This is a genomic window from Krasilnikoviella flava, from assembly GCF_900167525.1.
Lineage (GTDB): Bacteria > Actinomycetota > Actinomycetes > Actinomycetales > Cellulomonadaceae > Isoptericola > Isoptericola flavus.
This window is the reverse complement of sequence record NZ_FUZQ01000008.1, coordinates 309,620-333,364: the sequence shown is the minus strand read 5'-3', so window position 1 is coordinate 333,364 and position 23,745 is coordinate 309,620. Positions and strand designations below refer to the sequence as shown.

The window sequence follows — 23,745 nt, the reverse complement described above, 5'->3', positions numbered from 1 at the left end:
TCTCAACCTCGGCAAGGTGATTCGTGCCCGGCCGCCGCATCGTCCGGACAGCCGACCACGACGTCGCCCGGAGGGGGTCCGGTGAGGCGCACCGGCGAGGCGACGAAGAGCCCCGCCGCGAGCAGGGCGAGCGTCGTCCCGGCGGCGCACCACCGGGTCATGACCGCGGCCGTCCGGGCCCGGAACGTGCGGCGTGCGAGCGCGACGACGCCGAGCCCGGCCAGGCCGCCGGCGGTGTTGACGACGACGTCGGTGACGTCCGAGCTCCCGACCGCCAGCACGTACTGCGCGACCTCGAGGAGCGCGCTCGCGCCCGCGAGGGTGCCGGCGACCTTCCACCACGGCCACGCCGGGACGAGGAGCCCGAGGTAGACGCCGAAGGGCAGGAAGATCACGAGGTTCAGGACGAGCTCGACGGGCTCGCTCGCGCCGGAGCCCCCGGCGGCGACGAAGGGCACCAGCTTGATGACGCGGCTGCCGGGATCGCCGATCGCGGGCGTGCCGAGCTTCCACAGGACGAGCCAGGTGACCAGGGCGAGGTACGTCGTGAACAGCAGGGGCAGGCCGAGGCGCGGGCGCGGCGCAGGGGCGGGAGCGGTCATCGCCCCAGCCCACACGTCGTCATGTTGCGGGAGCGTATGCGGAACGCGCGACGGCGTTCGCCGGGACGACTACCCCACGTCCGACTGCTGCCGCCGGTCGTGGTCGTCGCGATGGGTGAGGACCTCGTCCATGTGCCCCTCCGCCCACGCCTTGATGTCCCGCATGACGCCCTGCAGGGAGACGCCGAGATCCGTCAGCTCGTACGTGACGGTCACGGGAACCGTCGCGGTGACGGACCGGGTCAGCATCCCGTCGCGCTCCAGCGAGCGCAGGGTCTGGGTGAGCATCTTCTGGCTCACGCCGGAGATCTGCCGGGCGAGCTCGGAGTAGCGCATCGGCCGCCGCCCCTGCGCGGGCCCCGAGCCGGGGCCGTCGCCGCCCAGCGCGGCGAGCACGAGCGCGACCCACTTGTCGGAGATCCGGGCGAGGAGCTGGCGGCTCGGGCACACGTCGAGGAACGCGTCGTACTCCCGCTTCGCGACGGCGCGCTGCTGCGTGGCGGTCATGGTCGGCATGGGCTCTCCCGTCGGCTGGTGACTTACGCACCTCAAGGTGCCTACTTCCCGATCGGAAGCGGCTTGTCCATGGTGGTGGTGAGTCGGCACCTGTGCAACACCCACGCACCACCCAGCACCGACGAAGGAGCACTGAGCCATGAACCAGCAGACATCGCGCCGCGCCGTGGTCCGCACGCCGCACGGACCGGAGTCGATCGAGATCCTCGACGTGCCCGTCCCGGAGCCCGGGCAGGGGCAGGTGCGGGTCAAGGTCGCCGCCGCGGCGATCAACCCCGTCGACCTCGACGTCACGGGCGGCGGTCTCCACCGCCTCGGCCTGGTGACCCAGCCCGAGCACACCGGGCTCGGCTCGGACTTCTCGGGAGTCGTGGAGGCGGCGGGCGACGACGTCGAGCTGACGGTCGGCACCCGGGTGGCCGGCTTCGTCGGCGGCTTCGACCGTGATCACGGTGCGCACGCCGACCACGTCGTGGTCGACGCCGCCGACGTCGCCGTGCTGCCCGACGGGATGTGCCCCAACGTCGCGGCGAGCCTGCCCCTGCCCCTCACGACCGCCGCCCAGCTGCTGGAGGTGCTCGGCGCCGTGCCGGCGGAGGGGCGCCGCCTCCTGGTGACGGGGGCGGCCGGCGGGGTGGGGGCAGCGGTCGCGGTCCTCGCCGCGGAGCGGGGCTGGGAGGTGACCGGTCTGGCGCGCCCCGGCGACGAGGCGTTCGTCCACGGGCTCGGCGTCGGCTTCACCGCCGCGCCCCGGGCCGGGTGGGACGTGGTCGCCGACGCCGCGGCGATGCAGGACGAGGCGGTGTCGCTCGTCCGTGCCGGCGGGAAGTTCGTCGGCGTGAAGCCAGGCCTCGAACCTGCCGCGGAGCGCGGCATCGCGGTCGACGTCGTCGTCAGTCGTCCGGACGGGCGGCTGCTCGCGAGGCTGCTCGACCGTGTGGTCGACGGGGCCGTCCCCGTCAGGATCCACGCGACCCTCCCGCTCGCGGAGGTCGTCAGCGCCTACCAGCTGCTGGCCAAGGGCGGCGTCCGCGGCCGGGTCCTGGTGCTCCCGTGATGACCACCGTCTCCACCGTCGCCACCGTGGTCGCCGGGCTGATCGCCGCGGCCGTCGTGGTCATGGGCGCGAGCTTCGTCCGGGCGCCGGGCATCGCCGCCGACTTCGGCATCCCCGGCACACCGGTCGAGGATCACGCCTTCCGGTCCTGGGCGCAGGTCAAGGGCAACCGCGACATCGGCGCCGGGCTCCTCCTGCTCGTGGTGCTGGTCGGCGGCTCGCCGCAGCTGCTCGGCGCGGCCATGGTCGCGGCCGCCATCATGCCGGTCTGCGACGCCGTGACCGTGGCCCGCGCCGGAGGCCCCCGGGCCGCCGTCTACGGGGTGCACGCCGCGACGGCGGCCGTCATGGTCCTGGTCGGTCTGGTGCTGCTCGTCTCCTGACCTGGCCGCACGGTGCTGCGCGGCCGGGTCAGGGCACGCGGTACCCCGCGGCGCGGAACAGCTCGTACCACTCGGCCCGCGTGAGCGGGAGGTCCGAGCCCTGCGCCGCGCCCGCGACGCGCTCCGGCGTCGTCGTGCCGAGCACCACCTGCATGCCCGCCGGGTGGCGCGTGATCCAGGCGACGGCGACCGCGATGGGCGGCACGTCGTACTTCGCCGCGAGGCGGTCGATCACCGCGTTGAGCGCGGGGTAGTCGTCCGAGCCGAGGAACACGCCGGTGAAGAACCCGGCCTGGAACGGCGACCAGGCCTGCACGGTGATGTCGTGCAGGCGGCAGTAGTCGAGGATCCCGCCGCCGTCGAGGGTGAGCGACTGGTCCTCGCCGGCCATGTTGGCCGCGACGCCCTGCGCCACGATCGGGGCGTGCGTGATCGACAGCTGCAGCTGGTTCGCCACGATCGGCTGGCGCACCGACCGCTTCAGCAGCTCGATCTGGCCGGGGGTGTGGTTGGAGACGCCGAAGGCGCGCACCTTGCCCGACGACTCGAGGTGGTCGAACGCGCGCGCCACCTCGTCCGGCTCGACGAGCGCGTCCGGGCGGTGCAGCAGGAGCACGTCGAGGTGGTCGGTGCCCAGCGCGGTGAGCGACCCCTCGACCGACTCGACCAGGTGCTCGTACGAGAAGTCGAAGTACGGGCCCTCGCGCACGATGCCGGCCTTGGACTGGATGGTGAGCTGCTCGCGCTCGGACGGCGTCAGCCGCATGGCCTCGGCGAAGCGGCGCTCGCAGCCGTGCAGGTCCTCGCCGTAGACGTCCGCGTGGTCGACGAAGTCGATGCCCGCGTCGCGGGCGGTGCGCACGAGCTCGCGGACGGCGTCGTCGTCCATCTGCTGGATGCGCATGAGGCCGAGCACGACGTTGGGGACCTGGCGGCCGGTGGGGCCCAGGGGGACTGTTCGCATGGATCCTCCTCGATCGGGGGAGAGATGGGGTCGGTGGTGGTGCGCGACCGGGCTCAGGAGCCGGACAGCTCGGCGAGCTCGTCGGCGGACAGGACGAGGTCGACGGCCCGCGCCGAGTCCTCGATGCTCGCCGGTCGCGACGCCCCCGGGATGGGGACGACGACGGGCGCGAGCGCGAGCTCCCACGCGAGCGTGACCTGCTGCGGGCTGACGCCGTGGCGCTCGGCGACGCGGCCGAACGCGGCGTGCGCGGTGCCGACCTCGCCGGCCCGGCGGATGCCGCCGAGCGGCGACCAGGGCAGGAACGCGACACCGAGGGACGCGCAGTGCTCGAGCTCGACGAGGCTGGAGCGGTACGCGGGCGAGAACTGGTTCTGCACGGACGCGAGCCGACCGTCGAGCACCTCGTTCGCCTCGTCGATCTGGGCGGTGCTCGCGTTCGAGATGCCGGCCTGGACGATGACGCCCTCGTCGAGCAGCTCGGCCAACGCGCCGACCGACTCGGCGTAGGGGACGGCGGGGTCCGGGCGGTGGAACTGGTACAGCCCGATCGCCTCGACGCCGAGGCGCCGGGCGGACTCCCGGGCGGCCTGCTTGAGGTGCTCGGGGCGCCCGTCCTGGGTCCACGACCCGTCGCCGGGGCGCAGGTGGCCGCCCTTGGTCGCGACCAGGACGGCGGACGCGTCGCCGCCCCAGGAGCGCAGCGCACGCGCGATGAGCTCCTCGTTGTGGCCGACCTCGCCGGCGTGCAGGTGGTAGGCGTCGGCGGTGTCGACGAGGGTGACCCCCGCGTCGAGCGCCGCGTGGACGGTGGCGATCGAGCGGGCCTCGTCCGGGCGGCCCTCGATGGACATCGGCATGCCGCCGAGCCCGATCGCGCTGACGGTCCGGGTTCCGATCGTGCGAGCTTTCACGGCTCTCCTTGTGTCGTCGGTGCCTCCGACGATAGGAAGACCTGGGTTGATGAGTCCAACAACTGGACGTCATAGGTTTCAGCAACGGGAGCGATCAATGGAGCTGCGGCAGATGGAATACCTCGTCGCGGTGGCGGAGGAGGGCCACTTCACGCGGGCGGCATCCCTCTGCGGCGTCACGCAGTCCGGCCTGTCCGCCGCGATCCGTAACCTCGAGCGCGAGCTCGGCGCCGACCTGTTCCTGCGCACTACGCGGCAGGTCGGGCTCACCGACGCCGGGCGGGCACTGCTGCCGTTCGCGCGGCGGATGCTCGCCCAGGCGGCAGCGGGCCGCGACGCCGTCGTGCGCGCGAGCCACCAGCTCTCCGGGCGCCTGCGGCTCGGGGCCGAGCAGTGCCTCGGCGTGGTCGACGTCGCGCCGCTGCTCGAGCGGTTCCGGCTGCGCTACCCGCTCGTGGACGTCCAGTTCACCCAGGCGGGCTCGCGCGAGCTCACCGCCCAGGTGCGTGCGGGCGGTCTCGACGTCGCGTTCGTCGCCGCCACCGAGCACCTCGGCGCGCTGCGCCGCCTCGAGCTCGGCCGCCGCCCGGTCGTCCTGCTCACGCACGCGACCGACCCGCTCGCCACGGCGCCAGCGGTCGCCTGGGAGGACCTCGTCGACCGGGACTTCGTCGACTTCCGCGAGCAGTGGGCCATCCGGCGGCTCGCCGACGACGCGTTCGCCGCCCGGCACCTCGAGCGCCGGGTGCGGATGAGCGTGGACGACGTCCACACGCTGCTCGACTTCGTGCAGCGCGGCCTCGGCATCGCGGTCGTGCCACAGCACGTCGCGGCCAAGCCGCAGGCCGCCGGGCTGGCCGTGCTGGAGCTCCCCGCGCAGGGCGCGCCGGAGTGGGTGGTCGCCGCGATCGCGTCGCCGACGGCCGAGCCCACCGCGGCCCGCCTGCTCGAGCTCGTGGGGGAGGCCAACCTGGCCGTGGCGCAGCCGGCCTGACCCGGTGCAACGGCGGGCCTGTTGGATCTACGCTGCGCCCATGGGGCCGATCGCACCGTCGACGAGTGCCCGGGCCGATTTCGCACTGGTCCCGGCGTTCATACCCGGGACGGGGGACACGAAGGGGAGCAACAGCGAGGCTCGTCATTTCCTCGACATTCAGGTCGATGGCCGCAGCCTGCGCGAGCTCGTTCCGGATGCGATCGAGACCGTGACCAGCTTGTGCGTGGAGTGGGACCCGGAGGAGGTGTCCCGGGCCGCTCGCGCGCTGACGGGCGCCGAGCACTCGGCCGAGCCCGGCCTCGAGTCGAGCGAGGTCCCCCTCCTGATCTGCCCGGCGTGCGGAGACCTCGACTGCGGCGCGGTGGTAGCGCGCGTGGAGGTGGATGCCGACACGGTGACGTGGCGCGGTCTCCGCTGGGTCGGGGCGGGCGCGCGGTCACCGGACGACGAGATCGACGACTTCGGGTCCCCCCTGACGTTCGAGCGCGGTGCCTACGAGCGGACACTCGGTGACGCCGTCCGCCGCGTCGCCGATCTCGCCCAGTAACCTGGCGTCCGCCGTTCCGAGGAGGATCACCGTGCGCGTCGCCGTCCTGGACGACTACCAGCGGGTCGCCCACCGCTTCGCCGACTGGGCAGGGCTGGGGGCCGAGGTCGACTTCCTCGACCACCCCCTGCACGACGACGACGCCGTGGTCGCGGCGCTGGCCGGGTACGACGTCGTGGTCGCGATGCGGGAGCGGACACCGTTCACCGACGCGCGGCTGGCGCGGCTGCCCGACCTGCGGCTGCTGGTGACGACCGGGCGGCAGAACGCGTCGATCGACCTGGACGCCGCCCGGGCGCACGGCGTCGTGGTGTGCGGCACGGACTCGCCGGCGAACGCGACCCCCGAGCTGACCTGGGCGCTGATTCTCGCGCTGCTCCGGCACGTGCCCGCCGAGGACCGGGCGATGCGCGACGGCGGCTGGCAGCACACGGTCGGCGGCGACCTGGAAGGCCGTCGGCTGGGCGTCGTCGGGCTCGGCCGCCTCGGCGCGAAGGTGGCACGGATCGGGCTCGCGTTCGGGATGGACGTCGTCGCGTGGAGCCAGCGCCTGGACCCGGCGCCGGCCGCCGAGGCCGGCGTGCGCGCCGTCGCGAAGGACGAGCTCTTCGCGACGTCCGACGTCGTGACCGTGCACTACAAGCTGAGCGACCGCAGCCGCGGCCTCGTCGCCGCCGAGGACCTGGCGCGGATGAAGCCCACGGCGCTGCTCGTCAACACGTCGCGCGGCCCCCTCGTCGACACGGAGGCCCTGCTCGCCGCGCTGCACGACGGCCGTATCGGCGGGGCCGGGCTCGACGTGTACGACGTCGAGCCGCTGCCCGCCGACCACCCGCTGCGCTCCGCGCCGCGCACCGTGCTCACCCCGCACCTCGGCTACGTCACCGAGGCGACGTACCGGACCTTCTACGGCCAGGCCGTCGAGGACGTCGCCGCGTGGGCGGCGGGGGCGCCGCTGCGTGTGCTGACGTAGCGGGCGCCGGCGTGCGTCAGACCGACATCCCGTACCCGTCGAACGACGAGGACGTCGAGAACGCCGCGAACAAGCCGCCGAACACCGCGAGCACGACGAACAGGACGTACAGCACCGAGATCGCCGTGAAAGCGATCGACAGCCACAGCCCCCACTTGCCGAGCACGTTCGGATAGCCCACCTTCTTCGACTCCGAGAGGGCCATCGCGGAGACGACGATCCCGGCAGGGGCGATGACGAACGCGAGGACGAAGCCGACGATGCCCATCGTCTTGCCGGGCGGCTCCGGCGCGTAGGCGGGGTAGGTGTAACCGGGCACCGGATACGGGGCCTGGGAGTAGCCCTGCGGCGGGTAGCCGGGCTGCGGGTAGCCCTGCGGGGTCTGCTGCGGGCTGGGCTGCTGGTACGGCTCGCCGGCCGGGTACTGGTCGCTCACGGGGATAGTGCACCACCGCTGGTTGAGCTTGTCGAAACCCTGTCACGGGTGTCGACGAGCTCAACCAGCGGGGGTCTCCACCTGCTCAGCCCGCAGGGGCTGCGCGGGCGTAGCGCGCCGCCAGCACGCGGAACTGCTCGACGAGCTCGGGCGGCTCGGTGACGTGGAAGTCGAGGCCGAGCAGGCCGATCCAGACCGCGACGACCTGGGCGCTGTCACCGCCGGTGACGAGCACGCAGCGCCCGTCGGGGAGCGGCTGCACCGTGCCGACCGCGGGGTTGATGCGGCCCAGCACCTCCTGCGCCGTCGCCTCGACCACGACGCGGGCGTGGAACGCCCACCCCGTCCGCGCGACCTCCTGCACGACGAACGTCGTGAGGTCGCCGGGGAAGTCGACCGGGGTGAAGCGCCGCCCGCCGGGCGTGCGCAGCCGCAGCCAGTCGACGCGGTAGGGCGCCCAGGTGCCGGAGGCCGGGTCGCGGGCGACGAGGAACCAACGCTGCTGCCACGCCACCAGGTGGTGCGGTTCGAGCTCGAGGGGCTGGCCCCGATAGAAGCAGCGCAGGCCCTGGTGGTCGCGGATCGCGGCGGCCAGCGCCGTGAGCTCCTCCGGGTCGACCTCGGGTTCCTCGGTGTACGGCCCGGTGTTGGCAGGCCCGGACGTCGAGGCCGTCCGCAGGGCCGAGACCTGGCGCCGCAGGCGGTCGGGCAGCACCTGCTCGAGCTTGGTGAGCGCCGACTGCCCCGCCTCCTCGAAGCCCGCGGTGCCGGTCGCGGCACGCAGGCCGACGGCGACGGCGACGGCCTCGGCGTCGTCGAGCAGCAGCGGGGGCAGCCGGGCGCCGGCGCCGAGCCGGTAGCGGCCGCCCGGACCGCGCACGGCGTCGACCGGGTAGCCGAGCTCGCGCAGCCGCGCGACGTCGTTGCGGACGGTGCGGTCGGTGACCCCGAGGCGCGCGGCGAGCTCGGCGCCGGGCCAGTCCGGGCGCGACTGGAGCAGCCCGAGCAGGGCGAGGAGTCGCGCGGACGTGGAGCCCATCGGGGCCTCCCGGAGGTCGTCGAGAACTGGTCCGAACCCGTCGAGAATAACGGAAAGAACCGTTCCGGAACCGCCCCTAGGGTGGGGTTCAGGAGCTGGGGAGAACGCCCGGCTCACGACCTCGGGAGCACGCCATGACCTCGACGAAGACCTCCGCCGTCCTCGAGCTCCGCCCCTTCTCCGTGCACGTGCCGCAGGCCGACCTGGACGACCTGCAGCAGCGCCTCGAGCGCACCCGCTTCGCGCCTGCCGCCCCCGGCGACTCGTGGGAGTACGGCACCCCCGAGTCGTACCTGCGCGACATGGTCGAGCGCTGGAAGGGCTTCGGCTGGCGCACGGTCGAGGGCCGGCTGAACGCCTACCCCGGCTACCTCGCCGAGATCGAGGGGCAGCCGATCCACTTCCTGCACGTGCGCTCGCCGCACGCCGACGCGACGCCGCTGCTGCTCGCGCACACCTATCCCGGGTCGATCCTCGACTTCCTCGACATGATCGACCCGCTGGTCGACCCCGTGGCCCACGGCGGCCGGGCGGAGGACGCCTTCGACGTCGTCGTCCCGTCCATGCCCGGGTTCGGCTTCTCGACGCCGGTCGTGGGCGGGGACTGGACCATGGCGCGCGTCGCGCGGGCCTACGACGCCCTCATGCGGGGGCTCGGCTACGAGACCTACGGCATCCACGGCAGCGACGGCGGGGCGATGGTCTCGCGCGAGCTCGCGATCCTCGACCCCGAGGGCTTCCTCGGGGCCCACGTGCTGCAGCTCTTCTCGTTCCCGTCCGGTGCCGAGGGGGAGATGGACGGGTTCAGCGAGAAGGAGTACGCGGCGCTCGGCCACCTGCAGTGGTTCCAGTCCGTCGGGGCGTACAACGTCATGAACGCGTCGCGTCCCCAGACGATGGCCGCGGGCCTCGCGGACTCGCCCGTCGCGACGTTGGCGTACCACGAGCTGTTCGAGAGCTTCGGCAACGGTACGGCGCTGGTCTCGCCCGAGCAGGTGCTGGCGCAGGCCACGCTCTACTGGCTGACCAACTCCTACGCCACGGCCGCCCGCTACCACTACGCGGAGCAGCGTTCCGGCGCCGAGCCGGTCGTCTGCACCGGACGGATCGGCGTGGCCGTCTTCAAGGACGACTTCCAGACGATCCGCGCCTTCGCCGAGCGGGACAACGCGCGCATCGAGCACTGGTCGGAGTTCCCGCGCGGCGGCCACTACGCCGCGCTGGAGGTGCCGGACGACGTCGTCGCCGACCTGCGGGTCTTCTTCGGCTGAGGGGTTCGGCTCGTCAGTTCGGCAGGGAGCGGATCTGTTCGGCAGGGAATGATGCCGAACAGATCCGCTCCTTGCCGAACTGATCGGCGTGGTGGAATCGACGGGTGTTCGACCGACCCCGCACCCGCCTCGACCTGGTCCCCCGACGCGCGCGTGTGCACGCCGTGCACGAGCTGGGCGACACGCTGCGCCGCACGACGTTCCGCGACGTCGACGGCGCGGACCCCGCCGCCCCCACGTCGCTCGCCGCGCTGCGGGCGCCCGGGCCGGAGGACCACGTCAAGGTCTTCCTGCCCGACCCGGGCACCGGCGAGCTGCACGCCCCGACCCTCGCCGCGGACGGCGGGCTGCAGCGCCCGACCGGCGTCGTGTCCATCTCGCGCGATTACACGGTCCGCGCCACGCGCGTGGTGGATGGCGCCGCCGAGGTCGACGTCGACTGGGTGCTGCACGGCGACGAGGGCCCGGCGTCCGCGTGGGCGGCGCGGGCGGTGGAGGGCGACGAGATCGTGCTGGCGGGGCCGCGCGGCAGCGTCGGCATCCCCGCGGGGATCGGCCGGCTCACGCTCGTCGGCGACGAGACCGGCCTGCCCGCCCTGGCACGCTGGGTCGAGGCCGTCGGCCGCGACCTGCCGGTGACGGCGATCGTCGAGATCGGCGACGACGTCGACGAGGCCCACGTCGAGGACGAGCTGGACGGCGCGACGGTCGAGATCCTCTACCGCACCGACGGCCCCGGCCAGCTCGCGGAGGCCGTGCGCTCCCTCGGCGGGCTCGAGCACGACGAGCTGTTCGTCGGGCTCGGGGAGGCCGGCGACCTCGTGCCGGTGCGCCGCTACCTGCGCCGCGAGCTCGGCCTGCCCGCCGAGCAGGTGGCGGTCTCCGGGTACTGGCGGCGTGGCGTGGTCAACCTCGACCACCACCTGCCGCTGGACCCGGGCGACCCGGACTGACAGGACTCCCGTCGCCTCAGGGGTGGGCGCGCCTCGACAACAGGAGCGCGGGGTCACGTCCGACCGGCACCTCCTGCGACGGCCTCGCGGGCGTCGTGTGCTCGGCCATGCGCGCGAGGCGGACCCGGTGCTCCGTCAGCTGGGCCAACCGGGCGTCGAGCCGTTCCAGCTCCTGCTGCAGCAGGGGGTCGAGGCATGGCTCGACGTCGCCGGGCCCGCCACAGGCGCAGCCGAGGACCTGTGCGATGACGGCGGTCGACAGCCCCGCGTCGAGGAGGCGGCGGATCCTCGTCACGCGTTCCACGTCGCTGGGCGCGTAGAGCCGCTGCGACGTGGCGGAACGGGTCGGGGACAGCAGCCCCTGCTCCTCGTAGTAGCGCAGCAGGCGTGCGCTGGCGCCCGTCGCGCGCGCGACGTCCCCGATCCGCAGTGTGTGCTCGGTCACGTCTGCTTGACCCTCCCATGCGTGTGAGCCCCGACGATCGAACCATGACCACGCAGAGCACCGTTCTCACCGACCGCACCACGTATCCCCTGGGCGGCGACCTTGCCGTGCGTCGCCTCGGCCTGGGGACCATGCGCCATGCCGACGGCCCGACCGTCCGGCGGGGCGTGACCGCCCCGGTCTGGGAGCCTCCCACGGACCGCGCCGAGCTGCTCGAGGTGATCCGTACCGCGGTCGGTTCCGGTGTGGACCTCGTCGACACGGCGGACGCGTACGCGCTCGGCGCAGGGGAGGAGCTCGTGGCCGAGGCGCTCTCCACCGTCGACCGGCCCGTGGTGGTTGCGACGAAGGTCGGGGTGCTGCGCCCGCGCCCCGACGCCTGGGTGCCCCTCGGCCATCCCGACTACCTGCGCCAGCAGGTCGAGCTCAGCCTTCGCCGGCTCCGCCGGGAGACGATCGACCTGCTCTACCTGCACCGGGTCGACGAGAACTTCCCGATCGCCGACCAGGTCGGCGCCCTCGCGGAGGCGGTCGCAGAGGGCAAGGTCCGGCACCTCGGGCTCTCCGACGTCTCGGTCGCGCAGCTCGACGCGGCGCGTGCGGTGGCGCCGATCGCCGCGGTGCAGAACCACTACAGCTACGCGACCCGTGGGCACGACGCGGTCGTCGACCGGACGCAGGAGCTCGGGATCGCCTTCGTGCCCTTCTTCCCGGTCTCGTTCGACCCGGCGGCCCGTCCGGAGCTCGGGGCCGTGGCGCACGCACGGGGCGTGACGCCGCAGCAGGTCGCGCTCGCCTGGCTGCTGCAGCGGTCGCCGAACGTCATCCCGATCCCGGGGACCACGTCGCTGCGGCACCTTGCGCAGAACATGGCGGCCGCGGACCTCGTCCTGACCGACGGCGAGATGGCGCAGCTCGCAGGGTAGGGACCGCTCTGCGGCGGCGACCCGGGTCAGGCGGCGGCGCTCTCCGTCTCCCCGCGCAGGGCGTCGATCTGCTCCTGCAGCGTGGACAGCAGGTCGGCGACCTTGTCGGCGCCGTTCTGCCGCGCCTCGTCGGTGACGTGCTTGACCTCGGCGGACGCCGCCTCGAGAGCCACCTGGGCGTCCTCGAGCGCGACGACCGCGCCGTCCTCGGACTGCTCGGCCCGGGCGAGCGCGTCGCGCGCCTCGTCGGTCGCTGCCTGTGCGGAGGCCATCGCGTTCGTGACGTCGGCGCGCAGGTCGGCGGGGATGCCGGTCACCTGCTGCTCGATGCGCTGCAGGTCGTCGTCGATGGCCTCGGCCTGGCTCTGCGCGTCGGCGATGAACTGTTCGACGTCGGCGGGGGCGGAACACGCGCCGAGCATCATGGCGAGGGCGAGAAGGCTCGCCGCGGCGAGACGGGTCGTCGTCTTGCCCTTCGAAGTGCTCGTCGTCGCTGACGTCATGGCCACGATTCTGCACTGCCGACCTGAACATTCCCTTATAGGCGCGTGGAGATCTTGCACACAGACCGCCTCCCGCTGCCCAGGACGCGCGCTTCGCGCGGCGGCAGGATGACGCCATGAGCGCGCTGACGACGAACGAGCTGACCGTCATCTACACCGACCTGCACGCCCACCCGGAGCTCGGGTTCGCCGAGCACCGCACGGCCGGGATCGTCGCCGAGCGGCTGCGCGGCTGGGGCTACGAGGTGCACGAGGGCATCGGCGGGACCGGCGTGGTCGGGGTGCTCGCGAACGGTGCGGGGCCGCGCGTCCTCCTGCGCGCCGACATGGACGGGCTGCCCGTCGCCGAGCGCACCGGGCTGCCGTACGCGTCCACCGACACCGCCACCACGCCGGAGGGGCGCGAGTCCGGCACCATGCACGCGTGCGGTCACGACGTGCACGTCACCTGCCTGCTCGGCGCGGCGGCCGCGCTCGCTGGGCGTCGCGACACCTGGTCGGGGACGCTCGCCGTCCTCTTCCAGCCCGCCGAGGAGGTCGGCGAGGGGGCGCGCCGGATGGTCGCCGACGGCCTGTACGACCGCATCGGCGTGGTGCCCGACGTCGTGCTGGGGCAGCACGTGATGCCGCTGCCGGTCGGCGTGGTCAGCCTGACGCCCGGGACGGCGATGGCCGCGGCGGACTCGCTGCGCATCACGCTGCACGGGACCGGCGGGCACGGGTCGAGCCCGGAGGCGACCGTCGACCCGGTCGTCATGGCCGCGGCCACGGTGCTGCGGCTGCAGGGCATCGTGTCGCGGGAGGTCGGCGCGACCGAGTCGGCCGTCGTCACCGTGGGCTCCGTCCAGGCCGGGACGCAGTCGAACGTCATCCCCGACCGGGCCGAGCTGCTGGTCAACGTGCGCACCTTCGACGCCGGCGTCCGCGAGCGCGTGCTCGCCGCCATCCACCGCATCGTCGACGCCGAGGCCGCGGCGTCCGGCGCGCCGCAGCCGCCGGAATACGCGTCGGTCGCCACGTTCAACCTCACCACCAACGACGGCGAGGCGTCCGCCCGCACCCGCGCGGCTCTCGAGCGGGTGCTGGAGACGGAGCGGCCGCGCGTCGAGGCCGCGGGCGGACGGCCGCAGGTCGTGAGCCTGCCGCCCCTGCCCGGCTCCGAGGACGTGGGCGACCTCGCGACGGCGGCCGGCGCACCGCTCGTCTACTGGTTCCTCGGCGGTTTCGACGCCGCGCTGTTCGAGGGCTTCGACCCCGCCGCCGCGACGGGGATGGGTGGGCTTCCGGACGGCGTCGCCCCCAACCACTCGCCGTTCTTCGCGCCCGTCCCCGAGCCGACCCTCGACCTCGGCGTCGCGACCCTCGTCGCCGCCGCCCAGGAGTGGCTGGACTGACCGGCGCCGTCGTCGCGGCGGTCAGCGGGCGCCCAGCCGACGGCTGATCTCGGCCGCCGCCCGGCCCGCCGCGACGGCGAGCTCGTCGCGGCGCGCGTCGTCGACGTCGTCGGACCAGAACGTCAGGGCGACGCCGGCCACGGGATGGCCCGTGTGGTCCAGCGCGGCGTGCGCGACGGACGCGAGGCCGGTCGTGACCTCGCCGTCCTCGGTCGCGTGGCCGCGGTGACGGGTGTCGCGCAGCACCTGGCGCAGGTCGCGCAGCGTGCGGGGCCCGATGCCGGTGCGGTCCGCGAGCGCCGCCGCCGAGGGGAACAGGGCCCGCACCTGCGCGGCCGGCAGCAGGGCGAGCACCGCGCGGCCGCTGGCCGTGAGGTGGCTGGGCAGGCGGACGTCGACGTCGGTCACGAGGCTGGGCCGGTGCGGCGCGCGCTGCTCCACCAGGTACAGCACCTCGCGGCCGTGCAGGACGGCGAGGTGCGCGCTCTCGCCCGTCGTCTCCACGAGGCGAGCGACGACCGGCCGGGCGAGCCGCGCGAGCGGCGCCTGCCGCGCGTACGCCGAGCCGAGCGACAGCGCCGCCGTCCCGAGCCCGTACCGGTGCTCCTCCGGCAGGCGGGTCACGAACCCCTCGTCGACCAGCACGGACAGCAGGTGGTAGACGGTGGACCGCGGCAGGCCCAGGTGCTGCGCGACCGCCGCCGCGGGGACGGGGCCCGCCTGCGCGGCCAGGAACGTCAGCACCCGGAGCGTGCTGCGCGCCGCGGGGACGTCCGCCATCGTGCGCCCTCCTCGAACTACCTCGGCGAGAACGGAACTACCTCGGCGGCCCCGGTGTCTGGGATCCCAGACTGAACCTCGCCGCACCCCGTGTCCAGGCCGCGCCGAAAGGTGTGTGCTGACGGGATGACCGTCACCACCACCTCTCGCGCCGTCGTCGAGATCAGCGGCGATCCCCTGACCGTCGACGCCGTCGTCGCGGTCGCCCGCCACGGCGCGCAGGTGCACCTCACCGACCGCGCGCTGGCGGGGATGGCCGCGAGCCGCGCCGTCGTCGAGGACCTCGCCGACGACGCCCGCCCGCACTACGGCGTCTCCACCGGCTTCGGCGCGCTGGCCCGCCGCCACATCCCCACCGAGAAGCGGGCGCGGCTGCAGCTCGGTCTGGTGCGCTCGCACGCCGCGGGCAGCGGCCCCGAGGTCGAGCGGGAGGTGGTGCGCGCCCTGCAGCTGCTGCGGCTCGCCACGCTCGCCACCGGCCGCACGGGCGCGCGGCCCGTGGTCGCCGAGACGTACGCGGCGATGCTCAACGCGCAGATCACGCCGGTCGTGCACGAGTACGGGTCGCTCGGCTGCTCCGGCGACCTCGCGCCGCTGGCGCACGTGGCGCTCGCCGCGCTCGGCGAGGGCCCGGTGCGGGTCCCGGCAGGCCCCGGCGCCGGCGAGCTCGTCGACGCCGCCGAGGCGCTCGCGGCCGCAGGGATCGCGCCGCTGGAGCTGCGGGAGAAGGAGGGGCTCGCCCTCATCAACGGCACCGACGGCATGCTCGGCATGCTGTGCCTCGCCCTCGACGACCTGCACCGCCTGCTCACGACGGCGGACGTCGCGGCGGCCTCCAGCGTCGAGGCCCTGCTCGGCTCGGACGCCCCGTTCGCGGCGGACCTGGTCGGCATGCGGCCGCACCCGGGGCAGGCGGCGTCGGCCGCGAACCTGCGGACGCTGCTCGCGGGGTCGCCGGTCGTGGCGAGCCACCGGACGTTCGACGCCGACGGGCGGCCCGAGTGCACCCGCGTCCAGGACGCGTACTCGCTGCGCTGCGCGCCGCAGGTGCACGGCGCCGCACGGGACACCGCCGAGCACGCGGCGACGGTCGCCGGGCGCGAGCTCGCGTCGGCGATCGACAACCCCGTCGTCACCGTCGACGGCCGGGTGGAGTCGAACGGCAACTTCCACGGCGCGCCCGTCGCGTACGTGCTGGACTTCCTCGCCGTCGCGGTGGCCGACGTCGCGTCGATGAGCGAGCGTCGCACCGACCGGTTCCTCGACGTCGCGCGCAACGAGGGGCTGCCCGCGTTCCTCGCCGACGACCCGGGCGTCGACTCCGGCCTGATGATCGCCCAGTACACCGCCGCCGGGATCGTCTCGGAGCTCAAGCGGCTGGCCGCCCCGGCGAGCGTCGACTCCATCCCGTCGTCCGCGATGCAGGAGGACCACGTCTCCATGGGCTGGGCCGCGGCGCGCAAGCTGCGCCGGTCGCTCGACGGGCTCGGCCGCGTGCTCGCCGTCGAGCTCATGACCGCCGCCCGAGCCCTCGACCTCCGCCTCGCCGACCTGTCAGAGGCAGGTGGGGGTATGGCACGACCTGGCTCTGACAACTCGCCGGCGGTGGCGGCCGCGGCCGGCACCGGCGCCGTGCACGCGCTGCTGCGCACCGCCGTCGCCGGCCCCGGGCCGGACCGGTTCCTCGCCCCCGAGATCGACGCCGTGACGCGGCTCGTCGCCGACGGCGAGGTCGTCGCCGCCGCGAGCGCTGCCGTCGGCCCGCTCCACTGACCCCTCGCTGAAGGAGACGCAGATGTCCCACGATCTCGGCACCCCCGTCCCCGTCCGCGCCCCGCGCGGCACGACGCTCACCGCCCGCAGCTGGCAGACCGAGGCGCCGCTGCGGATGCTGATGAACAACCTCGACCCGGAGGTGGCGGAGCGCCCCGACGACCTCGTCGTCTACGGCGGCACCGGCCGCGCCGCGCGCGACTGGCCGAGCTATCACGCCATCGTCCGCACCCTCACGACGCTCGCCGACGACGAGACGCTGCTGGTGCAGTCGGGCAAGCCGGTGGGCGTGCTACGCACGCACGAGTGGGCGCCGCGGGTGCTGATCGCCAACAGCAACCTCGTGGGGGACTGGGCGACGTGGCCCGAGTTCCGTCGCCTCGAGGCGCAGGGCCTCACGATGTACGGGCAGATGACGGCCGGCTCGTGGATCTACATCGGCGCGCAGGGGATCCTCCAGGGCACGTACGAGACGCTCGCCGCGGTGGCGGCCAAGCGGTTCGGGGGGACGCTGGCCGGGACCCTCACCCTGACCGGCGGGTGCGGCGGCATGGGAGGCGCGCAGCCGCTCGCGGTCACGCTCAACGGCGGCGTGTGCCTGGTGGTCGACGTCGACCGGTCGCGCCTGGAGCGGCGCGTGCGCGAGCGCTACCTCGACGAGGTCGCGGACTCCCTCGACGACGCCGTCCGGCGGGTCGAGTCAGCGCGCACCGAGAAGCGCGCGCTGTCCGTCGGCGTCGTCGGCAACAGCGCGTCGGTGGTGCCCGAGCTGCTGCGCCGCGGCGTCGCCGTCGACGTCGTCACCGACCAGACGTCGGCGCACGATCCGCTGTCGTACCTGCCCGTCGGAGTCTCCGTCGAGGAGTGGCACGACTACGCCGCCGCCAAGCCGGAGGAGTTCACCGACCGGGCGCGCGAGTCGATGGCCCGGCACGTGGAGGGCATGGTCGGCTTCCTCGACGCGGGCGCCGAGGTGTTCGACTACGGCAACTCGATCCGCGACGAGGCGCGCCGCGGCGGCTTCGACCGCGCCTTCGACTTCCCGGGCTTCGTCCCCGCGTACATCCGGCCGCTGTTCGCCCGCGGCAAGGGGCCGTTCCGCTGGGCCGCGCTGTCCGGCGACCCGCGCGACATCGCCGCCACCGACAAGGCGGTGCTCGACCTGTTCCCCGACGACGACCACCTGCACCGCTGGATCCGCGCCGCCCAGGAGCGCGTCGCGTTCCAGGGGCTGCCCGCCCGCATCTGCTGGCTCGGGCACGGCGAGCGGGACCGCGCCGGGCTGGCGTTCAACGACCTCGTCGCCTCCGGGGAGGTGAGCGCGCCCGTCGTCATCGGCCGCGACCACCTCGACGCCGGCTCCGTCGCCTCCCCGTACCGGGAGACGGAGGGCATGGCCGACGGCTCCGACGCCATCGCGGACTGGCCGCTGCTCAACGCGCTCACCGCCGCGTCGTCGGGCGCCACCTGGGTGTCGCTGCACCACGGCGGCGGCGTCGGGATGGGGCGGTCGATCCACGCCGGGCAGGTGTCCGTCGCGGACGGCACCGACCTGGCGGCGCAGAAGCTGGCGCGCGTGCTGTCCAACGACCCGGGTCTCGGCGTCCTGCGGCACGTCGACGCCGGGTACGACGACGCCGCGGCCGCCGCCGCGCGGGGCGGGCTGCGCGTGCCCATGCTGGAGGCGGACCGTCCCGACGTTCCCGGACCCGAGCGAGAGGCGTGACGTGCGCGAGGTGGAGCACCCCGGCGGGTCGCACCCGGCGACCCTGATCCTCGGGATCGGCGAGCTCACGACCAACGCGCCCGAGGCGCTCGGCGTCGACCCGGTGGACCCTTCGACAGGCTCAGGTGAGTCCGACCCGACCGGGCTGATCCGAGACGCCGCGCTGCTGCTCGACGGCGGCCGGGTGGTGTGGGCGGGCCCCGAGCGTGCCGCGGCCGCCGGCGTCGAGGAGACGCTGGGTCGCGCGCCGGACCGCGTCGTCGGGGTGGAGGGGCGCGCGGTCGTGCCCGGCTTCGTCGACTCGCACTCCCATCTCGTGTTCGCCGGCGACCGGTCGGCGGAGTTCGAGGCACGCATGGCCGGCCGCCCGTACGCGGCGGGCGGCATCCGCACCACCGTCGCGGCCACGCGCGCGACGTCCGACGACGAGCTCCGCGCGAACCTGCGCCGGCACGTGGACCAGGCGCTGGCGCAGGGCACCACGACGCTCGAGACCAAGAGCGGCTACGGGCTGTCGGTGGCCGATGAAGAGCGGTCCGTGCGACTCGCGGCGGAGGTCACCGACGAGGTGACGTTCCTCGGCGCGCACGTGGTGCCGCCGGAGTTCGCGGGCAGGGCCGGGGGTGCCGACGACTACGTCGACCTCGTCGTCGGCGACATGCTCGCCGCCTGCGCCCCGCACGCCCGCTGGGTGGACGTGTTCTGCGAGACCGACGCGTTCACGCCCGAGCAGTCGCGCCGGGTGCTGGCGGCGGGCGCCGCCGCCGGGCTGGGCGTGCGGGTGCACGCGAACCAACTCGGCCCGGGGGAGGGCGTGCGCCTCGCGGTCGACCTCGGCGCCGCCGCCGTCGACCACTGCACCCACCTGTCCGACGACGACGTCGCGGCGCTCGCGGGCTCCTGGGCGGGTTCGGACGGGGACGCGCAGGGGACGGTCGCCACGCTGCTGCCCGGCGTCGAGTTCTCCACGCGGCAGCCCTACCCCGACGCCCGCCGCCTGCTCGACGCGGGCGCCGTCGTCGCCCTCGCCAGCGACTGCAACCCGGGATCCAGCTACACGAGCTCCATGCCGCTCATGGTGGCGCTCGCCGTCCGCGAGATGGGGATGACCGTCGCCGAGGCCGTCTGGGCCGCGACGGCTGGCGGGGCACGCGCGCTGCGCCGCGACGACGTCGGCCACCTCGCCCCCGGCGCCCGCGCCGACGTCGTCGTGCTCGACGCGCCGTCCCGCACCCACCTCGCCTACCGCCCCGGCGTCCCCCTCGTGCACGCCGTGTGGCACGGCGGCCGGGAGGTCGTGCACCCCGCGAGGTAGTCGCGAGTAGGCGTCGATGATGAAGCACACGTAGGCCACGCCGGCCCAGGTCGGCACGTAGGTCAGGTCGGTGACCCACACCTGGTTCGGACCCGTGCAGCAGTCCCGGGTGGTGCGTTGGTGGGTTGAGACCGCCGTCATTTCTGACGCGGCTACCCGACCTCGAGCACGGGTCATCAGGCTGCGGGCCTTGTGTGGGAGTTCTACGACCTCAGCGGCGCTACACATCACACGGGGCCGTTCTGAAACAGCCCTAGATGAACTCTGTAGGCGAGCGCTGCAGCGACCCACTCTGGCCACCGGGACGGCGACCGAAGGACGTCGCAAATCACCCGCTCCTTGCGGGGCGTGTCGCTCACCGGGGCAGCGCTATCCGGCTACGCTGCCGCCCTCATTGAGTGAAAGCAGGAGGCGAGCGGCAGACCAGCCAAGTATCGGCCGGCAGAGCTTGGTGCCGGCCGGCTTCCCGGTCCGTGATTCGCGCACCGCGCGGGGACTAAGTGGCGGGGAAGTCGATGCATTCGGACCAAGCCTGCCTTTTTGTGCGCAGAAGCGACAACGGTTGAAATCCAAGACGTGCGCAAAGTTGACAACATGACAGCACGGTGCTTGTATCCCGCTGCGGCCGCCTCGTGGAAGGCAGTCGTTCGCATCCAAGGACGGACTCTGCGTACATGAAGATTCGAAGCATGGCAGCGATTGCTGCCATTGTGAGCGGTTCACTCCTCGCGGCCTCCTCGGCCAGTGCCGAGGTGCTTCCACCAGTCAACTCGGACACTCCCATCGAAGCCCCCGCCGACGACGGCACGAACGGGGCATTTGACGTGCCCGGGGAAGAGACCACCACGCTCCTCGAACCGTTTGCGGAGACGGTATGTGACCCGAGCAGCACTTGGTACAAGGTCACGTCGAGCACCAAGAGCGGCAAGGTGACTGCGTGGGGCCTGCATGTGAAGAACGACTCAACATCCGAGACGTTCACTTTCTCCTCCGACACCACGTCGACCTTCACGGCATCGACGACCCTGTCGGGTTCCGGGTCCGCGTCGGTGGGACTGGCGAAGATCGCCGACGTCACTCTCGGGACATCCGCGGAGGCTGGGCTGGAAGGTCAGGTGGCTACAAAGTCGTCCACCTCCCGCAAGGTCACTTTCAAGACCAAGGGCAAGTGGGTGATCTGGAGCGGGGTCTACACCGGCAGTGGCACGACGGGCTACTATAAGTGCGCCAGCAACGGCCAGTCGAGCAGCCGCATCGGTTATACCACGGGCAAGACGTTCAATAAGGCTAGGATTACAGGCCTGACGAACTGTGCCAACTCGGTCTCCAACCGCGTCGAGGTCGACGCAAAGCGGAAGTGCGGCTGACGATCTGACGGTGCGTGCGACCTACTTCGGGTCGCACGCACCCTCTCGACGAGAATGGAGCAAGGTGCACAGGATGCATCGGTGGGTAACGAGCATTTCACTCGTCATTTTATCGCTCACTATGAGCGCCTGCGAGGCGAGTGTGAACCCGACGTTTCCGGATGAGAGCAGTCCATCTAATGGTTCCTCAGGAAGCTCCGCATGCACTCAAACTCTGGACTATCCGGAACTGCCGGTGTGGGAGCTCAACGACCGACTTCCGGTCGACAACGTCGATGTTGCCTACGTACAGGAAGAACTTGCCGTCGAGCTAGACGATCAAGCGTCTTGCTTGAGCTCCCTTCCCGAGCCGGTTGCTGACGAGTGCACTCTGGTTGACTTACCGGTTGAGGAAGGCCGAGGAATCGTGCTGTGGCGGCCGGCCGAGCAGGTTTCGGACGCGATGTTCGCAGAGGGCGCGAAACGAAGCGTGTATGAGGACGTGACCGGGAGGACGAAGGACGGGGGTACGTTCCGTTATAGAATGAACGCTTGGTCATTTGGCGACGAAGAGGAAGCGAAACACTCCACGATCTTCGACGCGATCACGGCCTGCGGTGCGTCGACGGAGAGGGTTGGCGGGGCTGACTATTCAATCCTGGAGAAGGATGGGGAGATATACCTTCTGGCGTATCACAATGCCGGAAATGTCTACCTTGTCGAAACCAGGATCGGCCGCGACGACAACAACAAACCAGAGACTATCCGCGATACGCCCACTGGTGTTCTCCCATCGGAAGCGTTTGAAGTAATTGCTGATTGGTGGGCACATAACGCCACGCCAGCGCTTTAGCGGACGCACGGGCGCTTTCACCGGGGCTCCGAGGTGTCATGCGAGTGTCACTGATCGCAATCGCGGCACATGCGCGTTTCTGGCCGCATTGCATGATTGTGTTGCGACGCCTGGCGGTCACGATACCGCCAAGAAGCGGTCGCGCTTCTGGGGAATGCCCTCCGGGGCGGGGGGTTCTTCGCGCAAACCGGCACTCGGATCAAGCTCGCAAGGGATCGATCTCCAGCCCCACGTCCTGCCCGACGCTCATCGACCAGGCGGTCCCGAAGGCGTCCTCGCGAGACGACAGCCCGTTGTAGAAGCGGTCGAACGCCAATTCGATCCCGGGACCGTTCAGCGCCAGGTCCGCACCGCGCACCACGAGGTTGCCGTTGCCCAGGTCCATCGGACCCGGGGCGCAACAATCCGTGGTCCAATGCGGTGCCGCGGTTGCCGCCGTCCTGGTGTGCCTCGCTTCCCCGCAGCCCTGGCTTCTCGTGCCCGCCATGTTCGGTGCTGGGGTAGCCGTCGCTCCGAGCTCCGTCTTGAAGTCTGCGCTGCTCGACGTCGTCGGCGGTGAGGCGGCGGTCGCGCGTAGCTATTCGCTTCTCGTGGCCGCGGGGCTGGTCGCGGCCGCGACCGGCAACGCTCTCGCCGGGCTGCTCGTAGAGTCCACGGGCGCCAACGGGCTGTTGCCGTGCCCGGTACTAGCCCTCGTGCTCGCCGCTGTATGGACAGCATCTCGGCGGCGCGCACTCCACGCTCAACCGCCCGTGCCTCGCCGCTGAGGGAGCGTGACTCGTCCTGGGGTGGTTTCGAAACTCTCAGAACCCGATTCTGGCGTGCCTCGAAATCGGTCAGTTCTGAGACGCGGTGTCGGTTCGCCTAGTGCGAGGCGAGGCGAGGCGAGGCGAGGCGAGGCGAGGCGCGGCTCTGCGACGAACGACTCCCTTGCTTCCGGTGGGAGGGTTGGGTGGCGATCTCGCGGCCGCCTGGAAGCCGATAGCGGTTCGTTACCTCGGCCGGAGGGCGAGTGCGGAGAGCACCTCCAGGACGCAGAGGGCGGCGAGGCGGACGGTGCGGCCGTCGGGGGCGTCGGCGGTGGCGTCCACCTCCGCGATGTCGACGGAACGGACGCGCTCGTCGCGCGCCACCTCGCGCACCAGCGCGCGCAGCTCCCAGGCGGCGAGGCCGCCGGGCACGCTGGCTGGGCAGCCGGGGGCGACGGAGCGGTCGCAGACGTCGACGTCGACGTCCAGGTGCACCGGCCCGCCCGCGACGCCGGCGACCTCCAGCGCCTCACGGACGACGTCGCCCAGGGCGCCCGGGCCTCGTCGTCGGACCTCGTCGAGCGTCACGACCGTGATGCCGAGGTCGCGCGCGCGACGCGCGTAGGCGGCCGAGTTGGCGAAGTCCGCGATGCCGACCTGCACGATCCGCGCCGGGTCCAGGCCCGCCTCGATCAGCCGCCGCACGGGGGAGCCGTTGGAGACGCCGTCGCGCAGGTCGTAATGCGCGTCGAACGTGACCAGCCCGGCCGTCGGGAGGTCGTCGCCCCACGCGCCGAGGGCGACCGGCACGGTGAGCGCGTTGTCGCCGCCGAGCGCGACGACGGCGCGGGCGCCGTGCCCGCCGGCGCCGTGCCCGTCGCCAGCCAGCGCGGTGGCGACGGCGGCGCGGGCGCGGGCCTCGCCGTCGGGGCCGTCCGGATCGGCGACGTCGCCGTGGTCGACGACGGTCAGCTCGCCCAGGTCGACCGGCGTGCCGTCGGCTCCGCGGACCAGCGCGGGGCTGTAGCGGCGCAGCGTCTCGCGCACGGCCGCGGGGGTCGCGTGCGCGCCCGTCGTCGACAGCGACGTGCGCCAGGTGGGGACGCCGATCAGGGCCAGGTCGACGGGTACGTCGACAGGGGCGTCGGCGGGCGTGGGCCAGTCTCCGGCGCGGGGCCAGAGCGGGTCGTGGGGCAGGGGAGCGGAGGTCACCCGCCGACCGTACGACCACGATGAGGTGCCTCACACACCCTGGGCACCACCTGGGCATCGTGGTGACCCGC

25 protein-coding genes and 1 pseudogene are annotated in these 23,745 nt (G+C 73.0%); 14 read left to right on the top strand and 12 right to left on the bottom strand.

All coding sequences use genetic code 11. The features are described from left to right. Positions 1-2 precede the first annotated feature (2 nt). Complete coding sequence (locus tag B5Y66_RS21390; protein ID WP_079576634.1) at positions 3-602, bottom strand: VanZ family protein; 600 nt, start codon at positions 600-602, stop codon at positions 3-5. A gap of 69 nt (positions 603-671) precedes the next feature. Then, a complete protein-coding gene (locus tag B5Y66_RS21385; RefSeq protein WP_079576633.1) occupies positions 672-1,118 on the bottom strand; it encodes a winged helix-turn-helix transcriptional regulator in 447 nt (148 codons plus the stop codon). A 139-nt stretch (positions 1,119-1,257) separates the two neighbouring features. Here B5Y66_RS21385 and B5Y66_RS21380 point away from each other — a divergent pair, with 139 nt between their 5' ends. Together B5Y66_RS21380 and B5Y66_RS21375 are read left to right on the top strand one after the other, a co-directional pair. After that, positions 1,258-2,175, top strand: a complete 918-nt coding sequence (locus tag B5Y66_RS21380) for an alcohol dehydrogenase catalytic domain-containing protein (protein WP_079576632.1) — start codon at positions 1,258-1,260, stop codon at positions 2,173-2,175. Beyond that, positions 2,175-2,558, top strand: coding sequence for a DUF4267 domain-containing protein (locus tag B5Y66_RS21375; protein WP_176168954.1), 384 nt, complete (start codon positions 2,175-2,177; stop codon positions 2,556-2,558). Before B5Y66_RS21380 ends, B5Y66_RS21375 begins: the two co-directional genes overlap by 1 nt. 28 nt (positions 2,559-2,586) lie before the next feature. On the opposite strand, the gene B5Y66_RS21370 is transcribed toward B5Y66_RS21375, so the two are convergent. Beyond that, entirely contained in the window at positions 2,587-3,522 is a 936-nt protein-coding gene (locus B5Y66_RS21370) for an aldo/keto reductase (protein ID WP_079576630.1), read from the bottom strand. 53 nt (positions 3,523-3,575) lie between these two features. Continuing rightward, entirely contained in the window at positions 3,576-4,436 is an 861-nt protein-coding gene (locus B5Y66_RS21365; protein ID WP_079576629.1) for an aldo/keto reductase, read from the bottom strand. Between the two features lie 112 nt (positions 4,437-4,548). Here B5Y66_RS21365 and B5Y66_RS21360 point away from each other — a divergent pair, with 112 nt between their 5' ends. From B5Y66_RS21360 to B5Y66_RS21350, 3 genes are read left to right on the top strand one after another with little or no spacing between them, the layout of a single operon-like run. Further along, the gene (locus B5Y66_RS21360; protein ID WP_217700867.1) at positions 4,549-5,430 is read left to right on the top strand and encodes a LysR family transcriptional regulator; all 882 of its coding nucleotides are present in this window, start codon (positions 4,549-4,551) and stop codon (positions 5,428-5,430) included. A gap of 40 nt (positions 5,431-5,470) precedes the next feature. Further along, positions 5,471-5,980, top strand: coding sequence for a hypothetical protein (locus tag B5Y66_RS21355; RefSeq protein ID WP_079576627.1), 510 nt, complete (start codon positions 5,471-5,473; stop codon positions 5,978-5,980). A 31-nt stretch (positions 5,981-6,011) separates the two neighbouring features. Continuing rightward, a complete protein-coding gene (locus B5Y66_RS21350) occupies positions 6,012-6,953 on the top strand; it encodes a D-2-hydroxyacid dehydrogenase family protein (RefSeq protein ID WP_079576626.1) in 942 nt (313 codons plus the stop codon). Between the two features lie 16 nt (positions 6,954-6,969). Here B5Y66_RS21350 and B5Y66_RS21345 read toward each other — a convergent pair whose 3' ends face one another. Next, entirely contained in the window at positions 6,970-7,389 is a 420-nt protein-coding gene (locus B5Y66_RS21345) for a hypothetical protein (protein WP_079576625.1), read from the bottom strand. 85 nt (positions 7,390-7,474) lie between these two features. Further along, positions 7,475-8,428 carry a helix-turn-helix transcriptional regulator gene (locus tag B5Y66_RS21340; protein ID WP_079576624.1) on the bottom strand — a complete coding sequence of 318 codons (954 nt, stop codon included), beginning with the start codon at positions 8,426-8,428 and terminating at the stop codon, positions 7,475-7,477. A 134-nt stretch (positions 8,429-8,562) separates the two neighbouring features. Here B5Y66_RS21340 and B5Y66_RS21335 point away from each other — a divergent pair, with 134 nt between their 5' ends. Both B5Y66_RS21335 and B5Y66_RS21330 read left to right on the top strand, forming a co-directional pair. Continuing rightward, positions 8,563-9,699 (top strand): epoxide hydrolase family protein, encoded by a 1,137-nt coding sequence (locus B5Y66_RS21335; protein WP_079576623.1) that lies wholly within the window; start codon positions 8,563-8,565, stop codon positions 9,697-9,699. Between the two features lie 104 nt (positions 9,700-9,803). Next, the gene (locus B5Y66_RS21330) at positions 9,804-10,652 is read left to right on the top strand and encodes a siderophore-interacting protein (RefSeq protein WP_079576622.1); all 849 of its coding nucleotides are present in this window, start codon (positions 9,804-9,806) and stop codon (positions 10,650-10,652) included. A 16-nt stretch (positions 10,653-10,668) separates the two neighbouring features. Here the strand turns inward: B5Y66_RS21330 and B5Y66_RS21325 are convergent, their stop codons facing one another. Further along, positions 10,669-11,097, bottom strand: coding sequence for a MerR family transcriptional regulator (locus B5Y66_RS21325; protein ID WP_245807275.1), 429 nt, complete (start codon positions 11,095-11,097; stop codon positions 10,669-10,671). A 44-nt stretch (positions 11,098-11,141) separates the two neighbouring features. On the opposite strand from B5Y66_RS21325, the gene B5Y66_RS21320 reads away from it, so the two are divergent. Next, positions 11,142-12,023, top strand: a complete 882-nt coding sequence (locus B5Y66_RS21320) for an aldo/keto reductase (RefSeq protein WP_079576621.1) — start codon at positions 11,142-11,144, stop codon at positions 12,021-12,023. A 26-nt stretch (positions 12,024-12,049) separates the two neighbouring features. Here the strand turns inward: B5Y66_RS21320 and B5Y66_RS21315 are convergent, their stop codons facing one another. Continuing rightward, positions 12,050-12,526 carry a hypothetical protein gene (locus B5Y66_RS21315; RefSeq protein WP_079576620.1) on the bottom strand — a complete coding sequence of 159 codons (477 nt, stop codon included), beginning with the start codon at positions 12,524-12,526 and terminating at the stop codon, positions 12,050-12,052. Positions 12,527-12,642: 116 nt separating this feature from the next. Between B5Y66_RS21315 and B5Y66_RS21310 the strand changes: the two genes are divergently transcribed. Next, positions 12,643-13,920 carry an amidohydrolase gene (locus tag B5Y66_RS21310; protein ID WP_079576619.1) on the top strand — a complete coding sequence of 426 codons (1,278 nt, stop codon included), beginning with the start codon at positions 12,643-12,645 and terminating at the stop codon, positions 13,918-13,920. Between the two features lie 21 nt (positions 13,921-13,941). Here B5Y66_RS21310 and B5Y66_RS21305 read toward each other — a convergent pair whose 3' ends face one another. After that, positions 13,942-14,700: an IclR family transcriptional regulator gene (locus B5Y66_RS21305; RefSeq protein ID WP_079576618.1), complete on the bottom strand. Its 759-nt coding sequence runs from the start codon at positions 14,698-14,700 to the stop codon at positions 13,942-13,944. Positions 14,701-14,826: 126 nt separating this feature from the next. Here B5Y66_RS21305 and hutH point away from each other — a divergent pair, with 126 nt between their 5' ends. Genes hutH through hutI form a run of 3 tightly spaced genes read left to right on the top strand, consistent with a single transcriptional unit; the run spans position 14,827 to position 19,514 of the window. Then, positions 14,827-16,473: a histidine ammonia-lyase gene (gene hutH / locus B5Y66_RS21300; RefSeq protein ID WP_079576617.1), complete on the top strand. Its 1,647-nt coding sequence runs from the start codon at positions 14,827-14,829 to the stop codon at positions 16,471-16,473. A gap of 22 nt (positions 16,474-16,495) precedes the next feature. Beyond that, positions 16,496-18,199 (top strand): urocanate hydratase, encoded by a 1,704-nt coding sequence (gene hutU / locus B5Y66_RS21295; protein WP_079576616.1) that lies wholly within the window; start codon positions 16,496-16,498, stop codon positions 18,197-18,199. 1 nt (position 18,200) lies between these two features. Continuing rightward, positions 18,201-19,514, top strand: coding sequence for an imidazolonepropionase (gene hutI / locus B5Y66_RS21290; protein WP_245807274.1), 1,314 nt, complete (start codon positions 18,201-18,203; stop codon positions 19,512-19,514). On the opposite strand, the pseudogene B5Y66_RS23300 reads toward hutI, so the two are convergent. Further along, positions 19,515-19,610 (bottom strand): annotated as a pseudogene (locus B5Y66_RS23300) (DDE-type integrase/transposase/recombinase); the annotation flags it as partial. A 578-nt stretch (positions 19,611-20,188) separates the two neighbouring features. Between B5Y66_RS23300 and B5Y66_RS21285 the strand changes: the two are divergent. Then, entirely contained in the window at positions 20,189-20,881 is a 693-nt protein-coding gene (locus B5Y66_RS21285; RefSeq protein WP_079576615.1) for a hypothetical protein, read from the top strand. Positions 20,882-21,116: 235 nt separating this feature from the next. Continuing rightward, positions 21,117-21,713 (top strand): hypothetical protein, encoded by a 597-nt coding sequence (locus tag B5Y66_RS22395; protein WP_139821028.1) that lies wholly within the window; start codon positions 21,117-21,119, stop codon positions 21,711-21,713. 199 nt (positions 21,714-21,912) lie between these two features. Here the strand turns inward: B5Y66_RS22395 and B5Y66_RS21280 are convergent, their stop codons facing one another. Then, positions 21,913-22,098 carry a DUF6531 domain-containing protein gene (locus tag B5Y66_RS21280; RefSeq protein WP_079576614.1) on the bottom strand — a complete coding sequence of 62 codons (186 nt, stop codon included), beginning with the start codon at positions 22,096-22,098 and terminating at the stop codon, positions 21,913-21,915. 607 nt (positions 22,099-22,705) lie between these two features. Continuing rightward, positions 22,706-23,674, bottom strand: a complete 969-nt coding sequence (locus tag B5Y66_RS21275) for an arginase family protein (protein WP_079576613.1) — start codon at positions 23,672-23,674, stop codon at positions 22,706-22,708. Positions 23,675-23,745: the final 71 nt, after the last annotated feature.